The following is a 17,890-nucleotide window of genomic DNA, read 5'->3' on the forward strand; positions in this document are numbered from 1 at the left end:
GGGCGCTCCATCGCTTTGTTGCCGCGACGATGGTGCCATGGCCTCGCCGCTCGGCCCATAGCATCTAAACCGCTCGCGCGGTAGAACGCCGCGGCTGGCGACACGGCGAAGCAATAGGCGACAGTTCATCGTGACGAGCGGTTGCAATTAGCCCGTCGGCGATGGTCGGGTCATCGAGGACCTGCTGATCTGGAAGTTCGTGGCGGAGTACCCCCATGCACAAGAGCCAGTTCGAACCCGGCATTCTCGACCGTGATTGTGTGCACCATCGCGCTCGTTGGACCCAGTTCAGGAATCTCAACGCAAGCAGAGTTAAATGCCGTGACGCTCTTGACGAGCAACTCAAAACAGTTTCGCCTCAGCAACTCCCGAGGCTTTCCCGATCGATAGAGATCAGTTTGCCTCATGAAATTCGAATGTCGAGTAACTCACGTCTAGATTGTGTGGTGTGGTATTTTTACTACGGCCAAGTCTTTGAAAGTACAGGTGCCGCCAAACATTAAATCCCCATAGACGACCCTATTGATCGTCTGAAGGTTGTTTGACACGACTTAGCTCGATCACGCGGCATTCTACGTCCCCCCAGCGCGGTTTCCTCCTTTGGAGGCTTTCGGACGCCGGCCGCCGAATACGCGGCGCTGTCCATCAAGCGGCCGGCATCCGAAACCCTTCACAAAGACGGCCCTTCCCGCTACGTCGCAGCTTGCCCCTCAGCTGTCCTTTCTCCGTGAAGCCTGAAGGTCTGCTTTTCGGGGACGGAGCCGACCAATCCATTGGCCGGTTAAGGTGATGCCGGTCGCTGGGTGGGATCCGGCCACGGAGAAGGGCCTGCTGTCTCAGTCTCCGCCGTTTCCAGCAGGATCACGCGTGGTACCGGTTTGAGGCCCGCCGAAATGCTCTTGGCCAGCTCCGCTGCGCTGGTCTTGACGGCAGGTTGGAGGAAATCATCCAGTCGCTGAAGGTTGGCATCTTGCCGCCCGAGCTCTTTCGCAACCGTGTAGTAAGCGTAGGCCTTGGTGTAGTCTCGCGCTGTCCCGGCACCGTCGTGATAGGCCCGAGCAAGCCAATAATGGCAATAGGCATTTCTGAAAGACGCGCAAAGCTGGAGCAATTCAAACGAGCGCTTGGTGTCGAACCACGGCGCCTCCCGCGCGTATCTGTAGACATAAGCGAGCTCCCCGAGAGCGTAGACCGAGTGCCCTTGCTTATAGGACCGCTCGAACCACTTGATCGATTCCGGCAAATCCTCGCCTTCCCGATAGCCATATCGGTCTCTGAACCACCGCGCGAGCGTGAGCTGTGCACCTTCAAACCCCGCATCCGCCGCGCGTCGCAAATAGTCGATCGCCTTCGCGGTGTCGCGGGTAAGCCCGCCCCGCCCGGTATTGATGCAGTATGCGAATTGCGTCATGGCGATGAGCTCGCCACTGTCCGCCGCTCTGCGCAGGAGGTCGACTGCCTTGACGGTATCGTACGTGCCGCCAAATTCGCCGCTGACGTATCCGGCAGCAGCAAGCCGCATCGCGTACGGCTCGCCAGCCGCCACCGCGTCATCGATCAACTTCCGTCCCGCCGTCTCATCCTTCGGCAAGCCGCCCGCGCCCGAGAAGAGTATGCGCCCGAGCACGCTGCCGGCCTGACGATGTCCCCCGGCAGCGGCCTCGCGCAGCAACGCTTCCGCGTCGCGCGTCTGGTCGGTCGAATTTGGTACCAGCAGGGCGAGCGCCGTGACGAACTGAACGTTCGGGTCGCTTGCGGTCGCCGATCTCAGGATATCGATCGCCTTCGTCCAATCATAGCGATAATAGGCGCCGAGCGCTGCCGTGAGCTTCGGCTGGTCGTCTGCAGCAGAGTTTCGAAAGGTCGACCGGTCGACGTTGACCGTGATCTGATTGGCGATGCTGGGTCTACTGACCTCATCGTCCCAGAAAAACGCGGCGCGCCGCGTTGCTGCGCAGCCCGGGGTCGACGCGTTGCTGCAATCGGCAGGCTTGGCCCAGTTGCCCAGCGGAATTGCCGCTTCGGGACCCATTAGACCCACGAGAAGCCAGCTCGCGAAAAGAACTGCTGTCACTTGCGGCCAGACAAGCCACGCGCGACGGTACCAGGGATCGTACTGCCAGAAGGCGACATGCAGGGCCGCTGCCCGGCCAATCGCTGTCATCTGATTTTTCCGTGCTAGTTCCATCCCGGGGCCATTGCTTCGTTTACGGCTATGCCACGTCCTGATTGACCAGCTCAACGGCGAGGAACTTGAGCGCATCGGCGATGGGAATGAAGAAATTGATGCTCACGCTCACCCCCGAGATGGTTAGTCCGGCAACGCTTGCAGCGACGACATTGCCGAACCGGTCCACCAACGGTCCCCCACTGTTGCCGGGATGAATGGCAACGTCGCTTTGCATGAGCGAAAGATCGTTTTCGGTGCGATAGGCGCTGACGATGCCTTTGGTTATGGTCGTCGAATATTTCTCATCGCGCGGCGTCCCGACCGCATAAACCTCGGAGGCGACCTCAGGAAGGTCAAGCTGCAGCGGCAGCGCGGTCATTCCCGATTCATTTACTTTGACCAGGGCGATGTCCCTCGTCTTGTTCGTTCGCACCACTTCGCCGGGCAGCTGACGGCCGGTTGTAAGCTTGACCGTCACGAATTTGTTCTCGGTTACCACGTGGTGGTTGGTCAGCAGATATCCATCCTTGGAGATGAAAAAGCCGCTACCGTGAGCCCCGTCAATCTTGACCGTGACAACGGCGGCCTGCAGAGCGGATGTGCCCTCCGACAGTGGGGTGACCGAGCGGGAGAGCGCGGGAATCTTGACGAGGTTATCGCTGATCTTCTCCGGCACGGTCTCGCGATATCCGGAAATCTGGATGGCTGCCTCAATGTCCGCCATGGCGAGCTGACGCACGTCCTCCGAGGGGTCGTGCGCAATGCGCGTGGCCTGGGCCTCACGCGCGCGCTCAAGCAGCGTTCGCATCTCGCGCGCTTGCCCCCAGGACTTGTTGCGCATGCCCGCCTTCAGCCACGGACCAAGGCTGGACTCGAGATCATCCGGCAATACGAAGTTTTGTCGTTTGGCCATCACCCGTAGAATCGCGACGAGCTCGTTTGCGGCATAGGGCGGAAACTCGATCGTCTTGGTAAAGCGGCTGGAGAGGCCCGGATTGCTATTGATGAAGCGCTGCATCTCATTCGGATAACCCGCGACGATGACGACGATGCGGTCGCGATTGTCCTCCATGAATTTGAGCAACGTATCGATTGCCTCCTGGCCGAAATCGTTGCCCGGTCGCGCGAGCGAATACGCTTCATCGATGAACAGGATGCCATCGAGCGCTTCCCTGCATTTGTCGAGCGTCTTGGCAGCGGTTTGACCAATGTAGCCCGCGACGAGACCCGCGCGGTCAGTCTCGACCAGATGACCTTTTCGCAGCACGTTGAGTGAGCGATAGATCTCGCCGAGCGCGCGCGCGACCTCGGTCTTCCCCACTCCGGGCGGGCCGGTAAATACCATGTGCCGGCTAATGGGCGCGACGACCAGCCCCTGCTCGCGGCGCAAGCGCTCGACTTCAAGCGCCGACATGAGCCTGTTCACCTCCTCCTTGACCGACTCCAGCCCGACCATCTGTTCGAGGCGGTCCAGCGCCTGATCAAGGGTACGTTCGGGGTGGATCGTGGCCGCAACCTTCAGCCTGCGCCCGGTGCGTGGCGCCAGATGGTCAGGCGCAGAAGAAGGCACCAACGCGTGTTCAACGACGATCGGAGCCGGAGTTGGCATGGCCGGCATGGGCGGAGGTGCCGGCGGCGGGACGTGCATTCGGACCAAAGGCACGCCTACGCTTTCGAAGTCGACCATTTCGACCTTGCTTATGTCGGCGGTCGGATCGGCGGCCACGCGCAAGGACTGGGCTTCACACGCCCTATCGATAAGGTTGCGCATCTCGCGAGCGTTGCCCCAGCCCTCGCTTCTCCACTGGGTCTCGATCCAGGGGACAAGGCTTTGCTCGAGTACGTCGGGCAACTCCACGTGTAGTCGCCTGGCCATCAATCGCAGGATCGCAGCAAGCTCTTTCGGCTCATAGGCCGGGAATTCGATGGTCCTGTTGAAGCGGCTCGCCAGGCCCGGATTGGTGGCGATGAAACGACGCATTTCATTGGGGTATCCGGCGGCGATCACCATGATGCGATCGCGGTTGTCCTCCATGAACTTGATCAACGTTGCGATCGCCTCGTGGCCGAAATCCTTGCCTTCGCCGGCGAGCGAGTAGGCTTCGTCGACGAAGAGGATGCCGTCGAGTGCCTCCTTGCACTTGTCCAGCGTCTTCATGGCCGTCTGCCCGATATAACCTGCGACCAGATCGGCGCGCTGCACCTCCACCACATGTCCTTTGCGCAGCACTTTGAGCGAGCGATAAATCTCCCCCAGGGCGCGCGCGATCTCGGTCTTGCCGACGCCGGGCGGCCCGGTGAACACCATGTGCCGGCTCACCTTCGCCACAGGTAACCCCTGTTCACGGCGCTTGCGCTCGACCTCGATGCCGGCCAGCAGCTTGTTGACCTCCTCCTTGACGGAGCTGAGGCCTATCATCTGATCGAGTTCGTCGAGCACCTCGTCGGCGCTGCGGACGGTTAGGGCCGGAGAATCCACGTTCAGCCGACGCCCGGGCGTATAGCCCTCCCCGACGGGGACCAATCCGAATCCGGTGGGGTCGGTGCCGAGCCGCATCGCCACGTAGGTCAGCGCGAACCCGGCCACCATGATCAGAAGCACGGCACCGATCGTGAGTGAGTTCGCCCATGTCAATGCGCTGAACGGACCGGATCTCGGATTGAGAATCCACTGGGTGCCGACCGCGGCCACCATCATGGCGATACACATGCCGACCATCGGATGGTTGCGGAAGAAGTTTTTCATTGTCGGCAATTCCCGATCACGGTGTCGAGTTCACCCATCTTGGGCATTTATGGGCACGGGTTGCGAACCTGCCACCTCACGTTAACGGAATAAGTGCCGTTGACGTCGTGAACACCCCCGGGCCTCAGGTAGAACCCCACCTGGTCCGCCTCGCCAACCAAGGTAAGAACACCACGGCCCGCGGGATAAGGCGCGGGATAGGGAATGGCGATGCGCTGAGGTGTAGTGGTGAGCTTGATCGGCGGCGACAGATATTGTCCCGAACGGACACGCACCATGCCACCATGCCCACTCGGTCGTTGCGTCAACGTCACCCATGCCAGCGGCACCTTGCAGTTCTTCGCGTCATCCACCGCGGCTTTCGTTGTTCCCGGATCGAGGGTGGGAAGGGCTGCATTGATGTCGGCTGGTACAAGCACTTCCAGAGTGGATTCCTCACCAATGGCAGCCGGCTTGTCGCGAGTGAGGCTGGGCAATACCACGACGGCGGCTATTCCGGCGGTCACGAGCGCGCCAGCAATTCCAATCAGTGCGCCCCGAGAGGAACCAGGCTTCCTGCCACGAGGCGGCTCCTGACGTGGAGCCCGGTCTTGCCCGCTGGGCGCGCCCTCGGAACCCTCATGTTGTGCATCTGGCTCACTCATATTTCGGGCGTTCGTTCATTGCCGGGGCCAAGAGATTATGGTCGACGGCTGACGTGACGACAACCCTGATTCGGGGAGGCGCATACTGAACCACGTCACGTGCGCTTTCGTGCCAGTTTTCGTTCCTGACAGAGAGAAGCTCGTGGTTAAGCTTTTGTCACAAAGCTACGGCGCGAAACGTGCGTTAGGTCACGCATCCGTTTCGGGGGCTGCTTCCCCTCTTGTCATCAGGCGATGATATTCGAGCCGCCGCGACTCAGAGCGGCGATGACGCTCGCGGGTCTAGCGCAAGGACGATAGGGATGGTCGAAACCCGCAGCCCTAGAAAGTCGCGCGCAGTCCGGCATAGAACGCCCGCGGCCTTGCCGGGCTCAGCGAGCGCGGGTCGGTGAAGTTGGCGCCGCCGTTGGTGAAGTTGGGCACCGCGGTGGTATCGAAGAAAGTGCCATAGGTCGCGTAGCGATTGTCGAAGATGTTGTCGATCTTGCCGTAGACCTGGATGTTCCTGGTGACCTGATAGGACGTGTGCAGGTTGAACACGGCGTAGGACGGCAGCTTCGAGGCCTGGTTGGATTCATCGCCGACCAGATACTGGCTCGACACGAAAAGCGCATCGCCGCCGACCTTCCAGGCGTCGGTGACTGCATAATCGATACCGACCTTGACGCGGTGACGCGGCACGGCCGGGATCTGGTTGCCGGGAACGACCTGGATGGTTTCGGTGGCCGGATCGGCAAACGGGCTGTTGGACGAAAGCGTGAGCGCATCGAGGAAGCGCGCGTCGACGAAGGCGTAGCTCGCATGGAACTGGAGCGCTGCCGATTTGAGGTTGACCTCAGCCTCGAGCCCTTGCCGGCGCGTCGCGCCAACGTTCTGGAAGAAGCCAAAGCCCTGCCGTCCCGCCACCGGCAGGCCCATGATGTCGTCATAATTCGTGGCTCGGAAACCGCCGATCTTCCAGCCGAGCGTGCCGATGTTCAATTCCTTCGTGCCGCGGAGGCCCGCTTCGATCGTCTTCGACACGACCTGCTTGAGGGGCGGGTCGGAGACCAGGAAGGACGCGATAAGGCATGGGTTGTTCGGGTCGGCGCAGCCGAGCTCGAGCGGCGTCGGCACGCGGTTGGCCTCCGAATAGCCAGCATAGGCGGTGAGCTCCGACGTGATCTTGTAGGTGCCGCCGATGATCGGATTGAAGCGATCGTAGGTGTGATCGCCGTTGAGATCGATACCGAGCTGGTCCTCCAGCGTGACACGAGCGTGGTTGAAGCGACCGCCACCGGTGATCGCGAAGGCATCCGTCACGTTGAAGGTGTCGAGCGCGTAGAGGCCGGTGTACTGATTGACTGATCGCAGCGACACCGGGCCCATCTCACCGGTGTCGGGCGTGCCCGATTTCCCTAAGAAAATTCCGCTGCCGGCGACGACATAGTCCGTGCCGATGGTCCCGAGCTCGGCCGTGGCGTTGAAGCGCGTGACGCTGGCATCGAAGCCTGCGCCGACCACGAAGCGGTTCTCGTGATCGAACAGCCTGTCGGTGTTGGTCGCCTGCCCGGACACGCCGAATGTAGTCGATCGCGTCGTCGTCCGGTCGATCTCGCCGAGCAGAGTTCCGGGCGCGAAGGGGTTGGTGAGTTGGGCGCCGTTCAAGCCGTTGGCCGGCGTCGTGTCATCGCCAAAGCAGAGCAAGCCGGCAGCGGCGCATTCCTGCACGCTGGTGGGATTGCCGTCGACCACCCGCTGCTCGAACACCCGCGCATGCGCGGTGCCCTCGAAGGTCCAGGTCGGCGTCGCCTCGACCTTGCCGGTCAGGTTGACGTAGCCGACGCGGTTGTTGGTAGTCTGCGGGGTCGTGTAGGTCGCGCCCCAATATTGCTGGAGCAGCTCGGCGGGAACGGTGGCGGATGCGCCAAAATTGTTGTTGGCGACGCCCATATTGACGTGAAATTCGCTGTCCCCGCCCTTGTAGCCGACATCGCCGTAGAAACGGCGCACGTCCGATTGCGAAAAGTTGCGGAAGCCGTTGTCGTGCAGACCTTCGAGCGCGGCGTAGACGGCATAGTTGGTGTCGACCTGCTTGCCCCATTGCGCCGAGCTCTGGATGCGGCCGAACGAGCCACCCATGGTGTCGATCTCGGCGCCCTGGTAGGTAAAGCCGTCCTTCATTTGCAGGTTGACCGCGCCGCCGAGTGCATTGAGGCCGAAGGCGGGATTGTTGGTCACCACGGTGACCGAGCGGATCGCGGCGGTCGGGATCAGGTCCCAGTTGACGCTGTCGGCAAAGGCTTCGTTGATGCGAACGCCGTTCTGGTAGACGGCAAGCCCCTGCGGCGTGCCGACGATGGGCGAGGCGACGAAGCCGCGAAACTCGACATTGGGCTGGAATGGATTGCCGCTCACCTCGGAGATGTTCACGCCAGCCACGTTGTCGCGCAGCGCGTCGGTGACGTTCAGCGAGCCGGTACGCTTGATCTGGTTGGCATCGATGGCGTTGATGCTGGAGGGAACCTTGTCGACGTCGAGGCCCTTCGCGTTGCCCGGGGCGGTCGGATAGACGTAGATGCGGCTGCGGGGACGGCTCGCCACGCGCGTTGCGGGGCGCGAGGGGGCGCGGCGGGCACTCGGCTCCGGAGCGACCACCTCGACCGGCGGCAGGTTCTGGACATTGGTGTCCTCATCCTGCGCCGCTATGCCGGCGTCAGTCCACAGCACCAGCCCCGTCGACATCGACGCGATCAACAGCCTTCGCACGCCCATCCCCTGCCTTCCCATTCCCAAGCGTCGGCTGTTTTGAACGTCGCCGATTGCGGGAGTGAAGTGTAGTCGACGGCGAGTAACGCGCCAGCTACAAAAGGTCGGGCGCCATCGGCACCATATTTCCCGACAGAATCGGGAATTATTCCCGATCCTCAACCTGCCGCCGTCGGGATCAGCGCCTCCACCGTCACGCCACCCTCGCTGGATGCGACGTTGAGCGTTCCACCGAGCGCGAGAATCCGCTCGCGCATGCCGACGAGACCGAAGCCGAGCTTCTGGCCCTCCTCCATGCCGTGGCCGTTATCAGAGACCCGCACGCGCGCGCAGCCACGCCCCTCGCGCGCACCGCCCGGCTGCTCGGCCGGCTCGATCGTGACGTTCACCGCGGTTGCGCGAGCGTGACGGAACACGTTGGTCAGCGCCTCCTGCACGATCCGGTAGATGGTGAGATCGGCGGTCTCGCCGGTGACCCCAAGTGCCGGCGAGATCGTGGTTTCGATCCTCACGTCGGGATGCGACTCCCGCCATAGCCGCGACAGCGCTTCAAGCGCCTGCCGCAGGCCGAGCTCGGCAAGGCCGACCGGCCGCAGGCGCTCGAGGACGCGGCGGTTGAACTGCTGGAGCGCGTTGACCTGCTCCAGGATCGCGCTGCCATGCTTGCGGACGGCATCGGCGCTCAGCTCACGCGCCTCAGAGAGCTTTGCCAGCGCGCTCGCATGCGCGCGCAGCGAAAATAGATAGGGCCCAAACTCGTCGTGCAGCTCGCGCGCGATCTCCTTGCGCTCCCTGTCCTGGAGCGACACCGCGCGCTCGGCAAGGCGGCGCTTCTCCTCGACCGCCTCCCCCAGCGTTGCCGCGAGGTGGTTGAGCCGGGTGCAGATCGCAGCCAGCTCCGGCGCTCCCCCGGGCGCGACACGCGCATCATAGCGGCCGGCTTCCAGCGCGATCATGGCCTGCGAGAGGGATTCGAGCGGCCTTAGTGCGCGGCCGACCACCGTCATGATCGCCAGGAACAACGCCAGCGCGATCGCCGAGCCGATCTCGAGCTGCGTCAAGATGCCGTCCCAGATCTCGGCGATCTCGTCATTGGGATGCGAGGTGATCACCAGCGAGCCCGGATTGCCGTGGATCGAGACGGGAACGCTGACCGCGGTCTGCTCGGGATGAACCAGGCTGACGAACCAGGCCGGCGGCGCGCGCGCGTCATCATCGTCCTCACCCGTACGCGGCGGCGTCAGCGCGTTGCCGTTGGCATCGCGCAGGGCGATGCTGATGTGGCGCTGCCGGTTGAGGTCGTGCGCGATCTGGTTCAGCTTGGCGTCGGGATCCGGCGCCTCCTTCAACTCGGCGACGATCATCTCGATGAACTCGCGCGCCAGCCGGATCACGCTCTGGTCCTCTGCCTGGACGCGCGGCCCCGCCTCCGCAACCTGCCGCGCGATGTTGACGCCAAGCCCCAAAGCCAACACGAGCGCCAGCAGGAGATTGATGCGCCCGCGCAAGGATAACTTTTGCCACATTGCTTCCGCCCCCTGCCCGCGAAGTTCGTTCATCGGGAGCGTTGACATGACCAAAGCGCCCGATATCTAATCCGGACCGTACAGCAATCTCGGCCGGGTTGCATGGTCCGACGCGGAACGTTCATTGCGAGCGACCTTTGGGCTCATGCGACGCAAAACGAGAGGCGCGAGTGGCTGTAGCGGGGAACGCCTATGCGCATTCTGATCGTTGACGATCATCCTATCGTCGCCTCCGGCTGCCGTGCGGTGCTGGCCGACGAAGGCGAGATCGATATTCTGGAAGCCGCCGACGCCGAAAGCGGCGAGTGCGTGTTCATCGTCGAGCGCCCCGACATCTGCGTGATCGACATCAACCTGCCGACCGTCTCCGGCTTCGAGCTCGCGCGGCGCATCCTCGATCGCGCGCCCGATGCCGGCATCATCATGTTCAGCATGAACGACGATCCCGCCTTCGCCGCGCGCGCCATCGAGTGCGGCGCGAAAGGCTACGTCTCCAAGACCGGCGACCCCAACGATCTCGTCGAGGCGATCCGCGCCGTCGGCAAGGGCGAAACCTATTTGCCGAGCGCGATCGCCCGCAGCATTGCCTTCGCCGGACCTCAGCTCGCGCAAAATCCGCTTTCGAAATTGAACGCGCGCGAGATGGAAATCCTGCGGCTGCTCAGCGCCGGCAAGAGCCTTTCGGAGATCGCCTGGCTGGTGCAATCCTCCTACAAAACGGTCGCCAACACTTCCTCGATCATGCGCCAGAAGCTCGGGGTGAAGACCTCGGTCGAGCTGGTGCGGCTGGCGATCGACAGCGGCGTCGCCTGACGAAGCGCGCCTTCGCAAAATTTCGGTCACATATGCGTTGCAATCTTGATGTGGTGAGACGCCACGGAGTTTTTCGGCATGACGATCCAGACTGTTTCGACCAACAAATCCTACGGCGGCGTGCAGGGCGTGTATCGCCATGCGAGCAGCGCGACCAAGACCGACATGACCTTCTCGGTCTATGTGCCGCCGCATCAGGACGGCGCAAAGCTGCCGGTGGTCTGGTATCTGTCCGGCCTCACCTGCACGCATGCCAACGTCACCGAGAAAGGCGAGTTCCGCCGCGCTTGCGCCGAGCTTGGATTGATCTTCGTTGCGCCCGACACCAGCCCGCGCGGCGCTGATGTGCCTGGCGATCCCAACAACGCCTATGACTTCGGTCTCGGCGCCGGCTTCTATGTCGATGCGACCGAGGAGCCATTCGCGCGCAACTATCATATGTGGAGCTACGTCACCGACGAATTGCCGCGGTTCGTCGCGGAGAAGTTTCCAGTGGATGCCAAGCGCCAGTCGGTGATGGGTCACTCGATGGGCGGCCACGGTGCGCTGACGGTCGCGCTGCGCAATCCGCATCGCTATCGCGCCGCCAGCGCCTTTGCGCCGATCGTCGCACCCTCGCAAGTACCCTGGGGCACCAAGGCGCTGACCGGCTATCTCGGTCCCAACAAGGATACCTGGCGCGCACACGACACCGTCGCGCTGATCGAGGACGGCGCGAAATATTCGGGCTTTCTGGTCGACTATGGCGATGCCGATAATTTCCTGACCGAGCAGCTTCGGCCGGAGCTGCTGCAAGCCGCGTGCACCAAAGCGAACATCCCGCTGACGCTGCGGCGGCAACCGGGCTACGACCACAGCTACTACTTCATCTCGACCTTCATGAGCGACCATCTGCACTGGCACGCGGCAAGATTGACGGCGTGAGCTCAACTTCTCCTCAGCCTCTCCCCGTTCCAGGCAGAGCTCTCGCATTTGATGTGAAAGCTTGAGGCGCTGGGGCTTCCACATCGTCATGGCCGGGCTTGTCCCGGCCGTCCACGCCTTACCTGCAGCACAAAGAACGTGGATGCCGCGGACAAGCCCGGGCATGACGACCTCGTCGATGCTCATATGCGATTCCCCTGCCGCAAGCGGGGAGAGGCGAAGAAACCGCTACTCCGGCTTGCCGTAGTTCGGCGCGAGCAGGCGGTTGCGGATCAGGTAGCTCATGGCGCGGGACCAGGATTCGTCGGTGTTGCCGCGCATGTCGGCGCTGGCCGCCGTCACGAGATTTCCGGTGTGCACGTCGCGCACGTAAATGTTGAGGTTGAGGATCAGGTTCGAGACCTTCTGCACCACGCCAGTGATTTCGAGATCGGCCCCCAACTGCCCCGCCAGCTTGACGTCGCAACCGCCGCAGGACTGGAGGTTGCTATGCCGCGCCGCGTCACTCACCGGCGCGATGTCCACGACCTGGAACTTGCCGGACTGTGCCAGTTCCTTGCGCAACTGATCGCCGATGCGCAGCATGCGCTCGTTCTCTGGCTTCGATCCGTAGAACTCCCCGGGCAGGCTTGTGTCGATCAATTCAAAATCAAACACCGCAAGCTTCGGCGAATCGGCGAACGCGGACGTACCAGTCGACACAAATAAGGCGGCCGCCAATAGCGCTCGCATGATCGTGACCTGCTCCTTCTCATCGCGACGACGAAATGCGGGGTTGCAAGCTAAGCCAAATCGGTCATGTTTCAAGGTGGGAAATGCCTCCACCGATATCTAAGCCGGGGAGGACGACAAGGAGGAAACATGATCCGATGGTTGGTCGGCCTGATCGGCGCCAGTCTTTTTGGCGTTGGTCTTGCGGCAACGCAGGCGCTCGCGGCCGAGCCTACCGAAATCGGGATCGGCTATCTCGGCGTCGCCGGCACCAAATCGACCCTGTCGCTGGTCGAGCAGCCCGCGGAGAATGACGGTGTCGCCGGCGCGCGGCTTGCGATCGAGGACAACAATACCACCGGAAAATTTCTCAACCAGCGCTTCAAGCTCGAGGAGCATCGCCTGAAGGAAGGCGAGGATCCGGTCCAGGCCGCGGCCGCGCTCGCCGAGCACAACGGTTTCATCATCGCCGACCTGCCGGCGGACGCGCTACTGAAAGTCGCCGACGGCGTGCGCGATCGCGGCACGCTGCTGTTCAACGCCGGCGCGATCGACGAGCGGCTGCGCGAGGCCGATTGCCGCGCCAATGTCATCCATGTGGCGCCGACACGCGCGATGCTGGCGGATGCGCTCGGGCAATATCTGGTGTGGAAGCGGTGGTCGCGCTGGCTGCTCGTGGTCGGCTCGCATGATGAGGACAAGCTCTATGCCGATGCGCTGCGCCGCGCCGCGACGCGCTTCGGCGCCAAGATCGTGCAGGAGCGTACCTTCGAGGACACCGGCGGTGCGCGCCGCACCGATAGCGGCGTGACGCTGATCCAGCGCCAGATGCCCGTATTCACGCAGCAGGCTCCGGCCTACGATGTGCTGGTCGCGGCCGACGAGAGCGAGGTGTTCGGCGCCTACCTGCCTTATCGTACTTGGGACCCCCGTCCGGTCGCAGGCTCCGCCGGCCTCGTGCCGAGAAGCTGGGACGCGGCGCAGGACCAATGGGGCGCCACACAGATGCAGAACCGTTTCATGAAGCTGAACATGCGCCGCATGACGGCGCTGGACATGCAGGCCTGGACCGCGGCGCGCATGATCGGCGAAGCGACCTCGCGCACCAATTCCGGTGACGTCAAGAAAGTCACCGATTTCATCAAGGGGCCGGATTTTTCCGTTGCCGCCTTCAAGGGAACGCGGCTGACCCTGCGCGACTGGAATTTGCAGCTCCGCCAGCCCATCCTCCTGGTCGACGGCCGCATGGTGGTGTCGGTATCGCCGCAGGAAGGCTTTTTGCACCAGGTCTCCGAGCTCGATACGCTCGGCTATGATCGCCCGGAGAGCAAATGCAAGTTGAAGTGAGGACGACGACGATGCGCATGTGGGGTGTTGGCCTGCTCTCTGGACTGGTGCTCGCGGCCGCGCCCGCCCATGCGTTCATCGCCTATATCTCCAACGAGAAGAGCAACACCGTCAGCGTGATCGACACCGAGAGCTGGACGGTGACCAAGACCATCAAGGTCGGCCAGCGCCCGCGCGGCATCGAGTTCACGCGCGACGGGAAATTCGTGATGGTCGCGGTCGGCGACGACGACACCATCCAGGTGATCGACGCCAAGACGCAAGGGATCGTCGACACCCTGCCCTCCGGCCCCGACCCCGAACTGTTCACCCAGGATGCGAGCGGCAAGGTGCTCTACGTCGCGAACGAGAACGACAATACCGTGACCGTGATCGATCTGGAGAAACGCGCGCGGATCGGCGACATCCAGGTCGGCGTCGAGCCCGAGGGCATGACGATCAGCCCCGACGGCAAGACGCTGATCAACACGTCCGAAACGACCAACATGGCGCATTTCATCGACACGGATTCGCGCCAGATCGTCGGCAACGTGCTGGTCGACGCGCGCCCGCGCTTTGCCGAGTTCAAGCACGACAGCTCGGAGCTCTGGGTCTCCTCGGAGATCGGCGGCACCGTCTCGATCATCGATCCGAAAAAGCGCGAGGTGATCGGCAAGGTTACGTTCGAGATCCCTGGTTTGCGGCGCGAGGCGATCCAGCCGGTCGGAATCGGCATCACCAAGGACGACAAGACCGCATTCATTGCACTGGGACCGGCGAACCGCATCGCCGTTGTCGACACCGCCACGCGCAAGGTGACGAAGTACCTACTGGTCGGGCAGCGGGTCTGGCACATGGCGTTCACGCCGGATGAAAAATATCTCCTCACCACCAACGGCGTGTCCAACGACGTGTCGGTGATCGACGTCGCCGCGCAAAAGGTGATCAAGACCATTCAGGTTGGCGAATTGCCCTGGGGCATTACGATCGCGCCATGACGACACCTGCACCTATCGTCGCCTCGACCGAAAGCGCGCCGCGACCCGCCCCGGCCGCGGTGCCGGCACTCTCGATCGACGGTATCAGCCATGCCTATGGGGCGCGCCGTGCGCTGATCGACGTCTCCTTCACGGTTGCGCCCGCGAGCTTCACGGCGCTGCTTGGCCTCAACGGCGCGGGCAAGAGCACGCTGTTCTCGCTTGTTACGCGGCTGTTCGGAATCCAAACCGGCCGCGCCGGCATTTTCGGCCATGACATCAGCCGAAACCCCGGCGAGGCGCTGCGGCTGCTAGGCGTCGTGTTCCAGCCGCGCACGCTCGACCTCGATCTGTCCCTGACGCAGAACCTGCTCTATCACGCCGCGCTCCATGGCATCAGCCGGCGCGAGGCCGGCGCGCGTAGCGCCGAGCTGCTCGGCCGCATCGGGCTTGCCGATCGCGCCGGCAACAAGGTGCGCGATCTCTCGGGCGGGCAGATGCGACGGCTCGAGATCGCGCGTGCGCTGCTGCACCGGCCGCGCCTATTGCTGCTGGACGAGCCGACCGTCGGCCTCGACGTCAAGGCCCGCGCCGACATCATCAGCCACGTCCGTCAACTCGTAACGGATCAGGGCATCGGCGTGCTCTGGGCGACGCATCTGTTCGACGAGATCACGGCCAGCGACGACCTCGTGGTGCTGCACCAGGGCAAGGTGCTGGCGAAGGGACCGGTCAGCCGCGTGATCGCCGAGGCCGGCGCGCAGGATGTCAATTCCGCCTTCATGCGGTTGACCGGCGCGCAGACGATGCCCGGAGCTGGCGCATGAGCAGCATCACCGCACAGGACACACCGCGCGGCTTCCCGCTCTCGGCCTACATGACCTGCCTCACCGGCATCGTCTGGCGCGAAGGCCTGCGCTTCCTGCATCAGCGCGAGCGTTTCGTGTCGGCCCTGGTGCGGCCTCTGGTCTGGCTGTTCATCTTCGCCGCCGGCTTTCGCCAGGTGCTCGGCATCTCCATCATCCCACCCTACGAGACCTACATCCTCTATGAGGTCTATATCGCACCCGGGCTGATGGCGATGATCCAGCTCTTCAACGGCATGCAGTCCTCGCTCTCGATGGTCTATGACCGCGAGATGGGGAATATGCGTACGCTCCTGGTGAGCCCGCTGCCGCGCTGGTTCCTGTTGTTCTGCAAGCTGCTCGCCGGCACCGCGGTCTCGCTCTTGCAGGTCTACGCGTTCCTGGTCATTGCCTGGGCCTGGGACATCACGCCGCCGCCACTCGGCTATCTCACGGTGTTGCCGGCGCTGGTGCTGTCCGGTCTGATGCTGGGATCGCTGGGGATGCTGATCTCCTCCGGCATCAAGCAGCTCGAAAATTTCGCCGGCGTGATGAACTTCGTGATCTTCCCGATGTTCTTTGCCTCATCGGCCCTCTATCCGCTGTGGCGCGTGCAGGAAGGCAGCCCGTATCTCTATTACGTCTGCCAGGCCAACCCGTTCACCCATGCGGTCGAACTGATCCGCTTTGCACTTTATGGGCAAATCAACTGGATCTCGCTGGCGGTGGTCGCGACCTGCACAATCGTCTTCATGATCGGCGCGATCTATGCCTATGATCCGTCGCGAGGGCTGGCGCGGCGCGGGCCCGCGGGAGGCGAAGGATGAGATTTCGGATCGTGACCATAGCCGCCCTGACGCTCGCGGCATCGACCGCGGCCTCGCGGGCGGCTGATCCGCGCTATCCCGACTGGCCCTGCACGCAGGCAAAAGTCCCGGAAGTCTCGCTCGCCGCGGTCTGGGCCGGGCCGCCGCTCGACGACGTCCAGGACAAGTGGAAGGACAATGCCAAGGTGAGTGCGCTGGTATCGAAGCTGGCAGCGCGCAAGACACCGCTGGATGACGCCGAAAAATCCGTGAAGGAGTTTTTGGCTAGCTCCGCCTCCGACAAGACCACGAACGCAAAGCTCCTGTTCGCCGGCCTGTTCGACACGCTCAATGCCCAGCGCTCCTCGGTGATGAATGGGCTCGAGCGAGTCAGTCGCAAGCAGCGCGAGGCCGCCGACAAGGTCCGCGACGACACCATCGAGCTCCAGAGCCTGCAGAGCGCTACCCCACGCGACGACGCCAAGATCGACGCGCTGTCCAATCAGCTGATCTGGGAAACCCGCATCTTCGAGGACCGCCGCAAGGTGGTGCGCTTCGTCTGCGAGGTGCCGACTGCCATCGATCAGCGCCTGTTCGCGCTCGGACGCGTGATCCAGCAGGAAATGGAATAGTCAGCCTCGCTGACGCCTGTGCGCACAAGGTTCCCGCTGGCCGGCGGGAACCATGGACCTTTGCCATACTGTCGGCCGGAACCAAATCTATTTAAGATCTCTTGTCGAAGTGGATTCTAGACGTCGGGAGGCCTCGATGGGAACAGCAAAACTCCTTCTCGCCAGCGCTGCGGCCATCGGCATGCTCGCGTCGGCGGCCGTCGCCGAAGACAACATGAACGGAATGATCACCAAGATCGACCGGCTCAACAGCACCATTTCGATCCAGGAGGTGCAGGGCGGCACGGTCGGCGCCAATGGCGGTGCGACTGGCCCGGTGCAAGAGTTCAAGGCCAAGGATGCAGGCATGCTCGAGAGCGTCCATGCCGGTGATCGCGTGAGCTTCTCCACCGACGCCAACGGCTCCAAAACCATCACCAAGCTGCAAAAGGCGAAGTAGCGGCGCCTCCCGCAGGCCGGCTATTTGCCTTCGTCCGGCCGCGGCTCCGGCTGCGCTTCTGAAGTTATGAGCCTGGCGCGTTCCCAGCCGTCGGTGCCCTCGGGATACCAGGCGACGTTGGCGTAGCCATAGGCGAGCGCGCGCTTGGCCGCGTTCCACGACATCCAGCAGTCGGCGAGGCAGTAGATCACCAGCAGCGCCGATTTGCTGCCGTGCGAGGCGCGTTCGAGGCCACGGCGGAAATAGTCGTCCATCGCGGGCGGCAGCGCGCCGTAGCCGGTGTCCGGCAGCCAGATGCTGCCAGGGATGTCAAAGCGCGGCGTATCGCGCCAGACCGTCCCCGCGGGAAGATTGGGCTTCGGCGGACGCGGCATCACGTCGATGAAGGCGCCGCTCTTCTCATGCCAGATCGCCTCCGCCTCCGCCGTCGTCAGCACGCGCGCGCCGGCAAGCGTCGCCGGCACCGGCGCGCGGTAGTTATCGGTGCGATAGCCCTCCGGCTCGAACGGCTCCTGCTGCTGCGCGAGCGCCGGCGCCAGAAGCGTTGCGACAACGAGCGCAGCGGCAAGATGCCGCCTCATGG

General features: G+C 63.2%; 15 protein-coding genes. 8 read left to right on the forward strand and 7 right to left on the reverse strand.

All coding sequences use genetic code 11. The features are described 5' to 3' along the window. Positions 1-781: 781 nt before the first annotated feature. The 5 genes from SO180_RS35290 to SO180_RS35310 all read right to left on the reverse strand — a co-directional run bounded on the left by SO180_RS35290 (position 782) and on the right by SO180_RS35310 (position 9,834). A complete protein-coding gene (locus tag SO180_RS35290) occupies positions 782-2,164 on the reverse strand; it encodes a tetratricopeptide repeat protein (protein WP_449383432.1) in 1,383 nt (460 codons plus the stop codon). Between the two features lie 49 nt (positions 2,165-2,213). Further along, positions 2,214-4,916: an AAA family ATPase gene (locus SO180_RS35295; protein ID WP_449383433.1), complete on the reverse strand. Its 2,703-nt coding sequence runs from the start codon at positions 4,914-4,916 to the stop codon at positions 2,214-2,216. 47 nt (positions 4,917-4,963) lie between these two features. After that, entirely contained in the window at positions 4,964-5,422 is a 459-nt protein-coding gene (locus SO180_RS35300) for a hypothetical protein (protein ID WP_449383434.1), read from the reverse strand. A gap of 459 nt (positions 5,423-5,881) precedes the next feature. After that, a complete protein-coding gene (locus SO180_RS35305; RefSeq protein ID WP_449383435.1) occupies positions 5,882-8,314 on the reverse strand; it encodes a TonB-dependent receptor in 2,433 nt (810 codons plus the stop codon). Between the two features lie 152 nt (positions 8,315-8,466). Beyond that, positions 8,467-9,834 (reverse strand): histidine kinase, encoded by a 1,368-nt coding sequence (locus SO180_RS35310; protein WP_449383436.1) that lies wholly within the window; start codon positions 9,832-9,834, stop codon positions 8,467-8,469. Between the two features lie 192 nt (positions 9,835-10,026). On the opposite strand from SO180_RS35310, the gene SO180_RS35315 reads away from it, so the two are divergent. Then, entirely contained in the window at positions 10,027-10,647 is a 621-nt protein-coding gene (locus SO180_RS35315; protein WP_449383437.1) for a response regulator, read from the forward strand. A gap of 78 nt (positions 10,648-10,725) precedes the next feature. Next, positions 10,726-11,571, forward strand: a complete 846-nt coding sequence (gene fghA / locus SO180_RS35320) for an S-formylglutathione hydrolase (protein ID WP_449383438.1) — start codon at positions 10,726-10,728, stop codon at positions 11,569-11,571. A 228-nt stretch (positions 11,572-11,799) separates the two neighbouring features. On the opposite strand, the gene SO180_RS35325 is transcribed toward fghA, so the two are convergent. Beyond that, positions 11,800-12,303, reverse strand: a complete 504-nt coding sequence (locus SO180_RS35325; RefSeq protein WP_449383439.1) for a DUF3280 domain-containing protein — start codon at positions 12,301-12,303, stop codon at positions 11,800-11,802. 129 nt (positions 12,304-12,432) lie between these two features. Here SO180_RS35325 and SO180_RS35330 point away from each other — a divergent pair, with 129 nt between their 5' ends. The 6 genes from SO180_RS35330 (at position 12,433) to SO180_RS35355 (ending at position 17,307) form a co-directional block, all read left to right on the forward strand. Then, entirely contained in the window at positions 12,433-13,629 is a 1,197-nt protein-coding gene (locus tag SO180_RS35330) for an ABC transporter substrate-binding protein (RefSeq protein WP_449383440.1), read from the forward strand. After that, the gene (locus SO180_RS35335) at positions 13,614-14,606 is read left to right on the forward strand and encodes a YVTN family beta-propeller repeat protein (RefSeq protein WP_449383441.1); all 993 of its coding nucleotides are present in this window, start codon (positions 13,614-13,616) and stop codon (positions 14,604-14,606) included. The genes SO180_RS35330 and SO180_RS35335 overlap by 16 nt, the downstream gene beginning before the upstream one ends. Further along, positions 14,603-15,412, forward strand: a complete 810-nt coding sequence (locus SO180_RS35340; RefSeq protein ID WP_449383442.1) for an ABC transporter ATP-binding protein — start codon at positions 14,603-14,605, stop codon at positions 15,410-15,412. The genes SO180_RS35335 and SO180_RS35340 overlap by 4 nt, the downstream gene beginning before the upstream one ends. Beyond that, entirely contained in the window at positions 15,409-16,257 is an 849-nt protein-coding gene (locus tag SO180_RS35345) for an ABC transporter permease (RefSeq protein WP_449383443.1), read from the forward strand. The genes SO180_RS35340 and SO180_RS35345 overlap by 4 nt, the downstream gene beginning before the upstream one ends. After that, the gene (locus SO180_RS35350) at positions 16,254-16,868 is read left to right on the forward strand and encodes a hypothetical protein (RefSeq protein WP_449383444.1); all 615 of its coding nucleotides are present in this window, start codon (positions 16,254-16,256) and stop codon (positions 16,866-16,868) included. Before SO180_RS35345 ends, SO180_RS35350 begins: the two co-directional genes overlap by 4 nt. A 136-nt stretch (positions 16,869-17,004) precedes the next feature. Further along, entirely contained in the window at positions 17,005-17,307 is a 303-nt protein-coding gene (locus tag SO180_RS35355; RefSeq protein ID WP_449383445.1) for a copper-binding protein, read from the forward strand. Between the two features lie 20 nt (positions 17,308-17,327). Here the strand turns inward: SO180_RS35355 and SO180_RS35360 are convergent, their stop codons facing one another. Then, positions 17,328-17,888, reverse strand: coding sequence for a PQQ-dependent catabolism-associated CXXCW motif protein (locus tag SO180_RS35360; protein ID WP_449383446.1), 561 nt, complete (start codon positions 17,886-17,888; stop codon positions 17,328-17,330). Positions 17,889-17,890: the final 2 nt, after the last annotated feature.

Source organism: Bradyrhizobium sp. UFLA05-112, from assembly GCF_053572325.1.

Bases quoted from the DNA above. Each gene is read 5' to 3' on its own strand.
- SO180_RS35315 (WP_449383437.1), top strand. From the start codon at position 10,027: ATGCGCATTCTGATCGTTGACGATCATCCTATCGTCGCCTCCGGCTGC.
- SO180_RS35290 (WP_449383432.1), bottom strand. From the start codon at position 2,164: ATGACAGCGATTGGCCGGGCAGCGGCCCTGCATGTCGCCTTCTGGCAG.
- SO180_RS35295 (WP_449383433.1), bottom strand. From the start codon at position 4,916: ATGAAAAACTTCTTCCGCAACCATCCGATGGTCGGCATGTGTATCGCC.
- SO180_RS35335 (WP_449383441.1), top strand. From the start codon at position 13,614: ATGCAAGTTGAAGTGAGGACGACGACGATGCGCATGTGGGGTGTTGGC.
- fghA (WP_449383438.1), top strand. From the start codon at position 10,726: ATGACGATCCAGACTGTTTCGACCAACAAATCCTACGGCGGCGTGCAG.
- SO180_RS35345 (WP_449383443.1), top strand. From the start codon at position 15,409: ATGAGCAGCATCACCGCACAGGACACACCGCGCGGCTTCCCGCTCTCG.
- SO180_RS35310 (WP_449383436.1), bottom strand. From the start codon at position 9,834: ATGTGGCAAAAGTTATCCTTGCGCGGGCGCATCAATCTCCTGCTGGCG.
- SO180_RS35350 (WP_449383444.1), top strand. From the start codon at position 16,254: ATGAGATTTCGGATCGTGACCATAGCCGCCCTGACGCTCGCGGCATCG.
- SO180_RS35360 (WP_449383446.1), bottom strand. From the start codon at position 17,888: ATGAGGCGGCATCTTGCCGCTGCGCTCGTTGTCGCAACGCTTCTGGCG.
- SO180_RS35325 (WP_449383439.1), bottom strand. From the start codon at position 12,303: ATGCGAGCGCTATTGGCGGCCGCCTTATTTGTGTCGACTGGTACGTCC.
- SO180_RS35340 (WP_449383442.1), top strand. From the start codon at position 14,603: ATGACGACACCTGCACCTATCGTCGCCTCGACCGAAAGCGCGCCGCGA.
- SO180_RS35355 (WP_449383445.1), top strand. From the start codon at position 17,005: ATGGGAACAGCAAAACTCCTTCTCGCCAGCGCTGCGGCCATCGGCATG.
- SO180_RS35305 (WP_449383435.1), bottom strand. From the start codon at position 8,314: ATGGGCGTGCGAAGGCTGTTGATCGCGTCGATGTCGACGGGGCTGGTG.
- SO180_RS35330 (WP_449383440.1), top strand. From the start codon at position 12,433: ATGATCCGATGGTTGGTCGGCCTGATCGGCGCCAGTCTTTTTGGCGTT.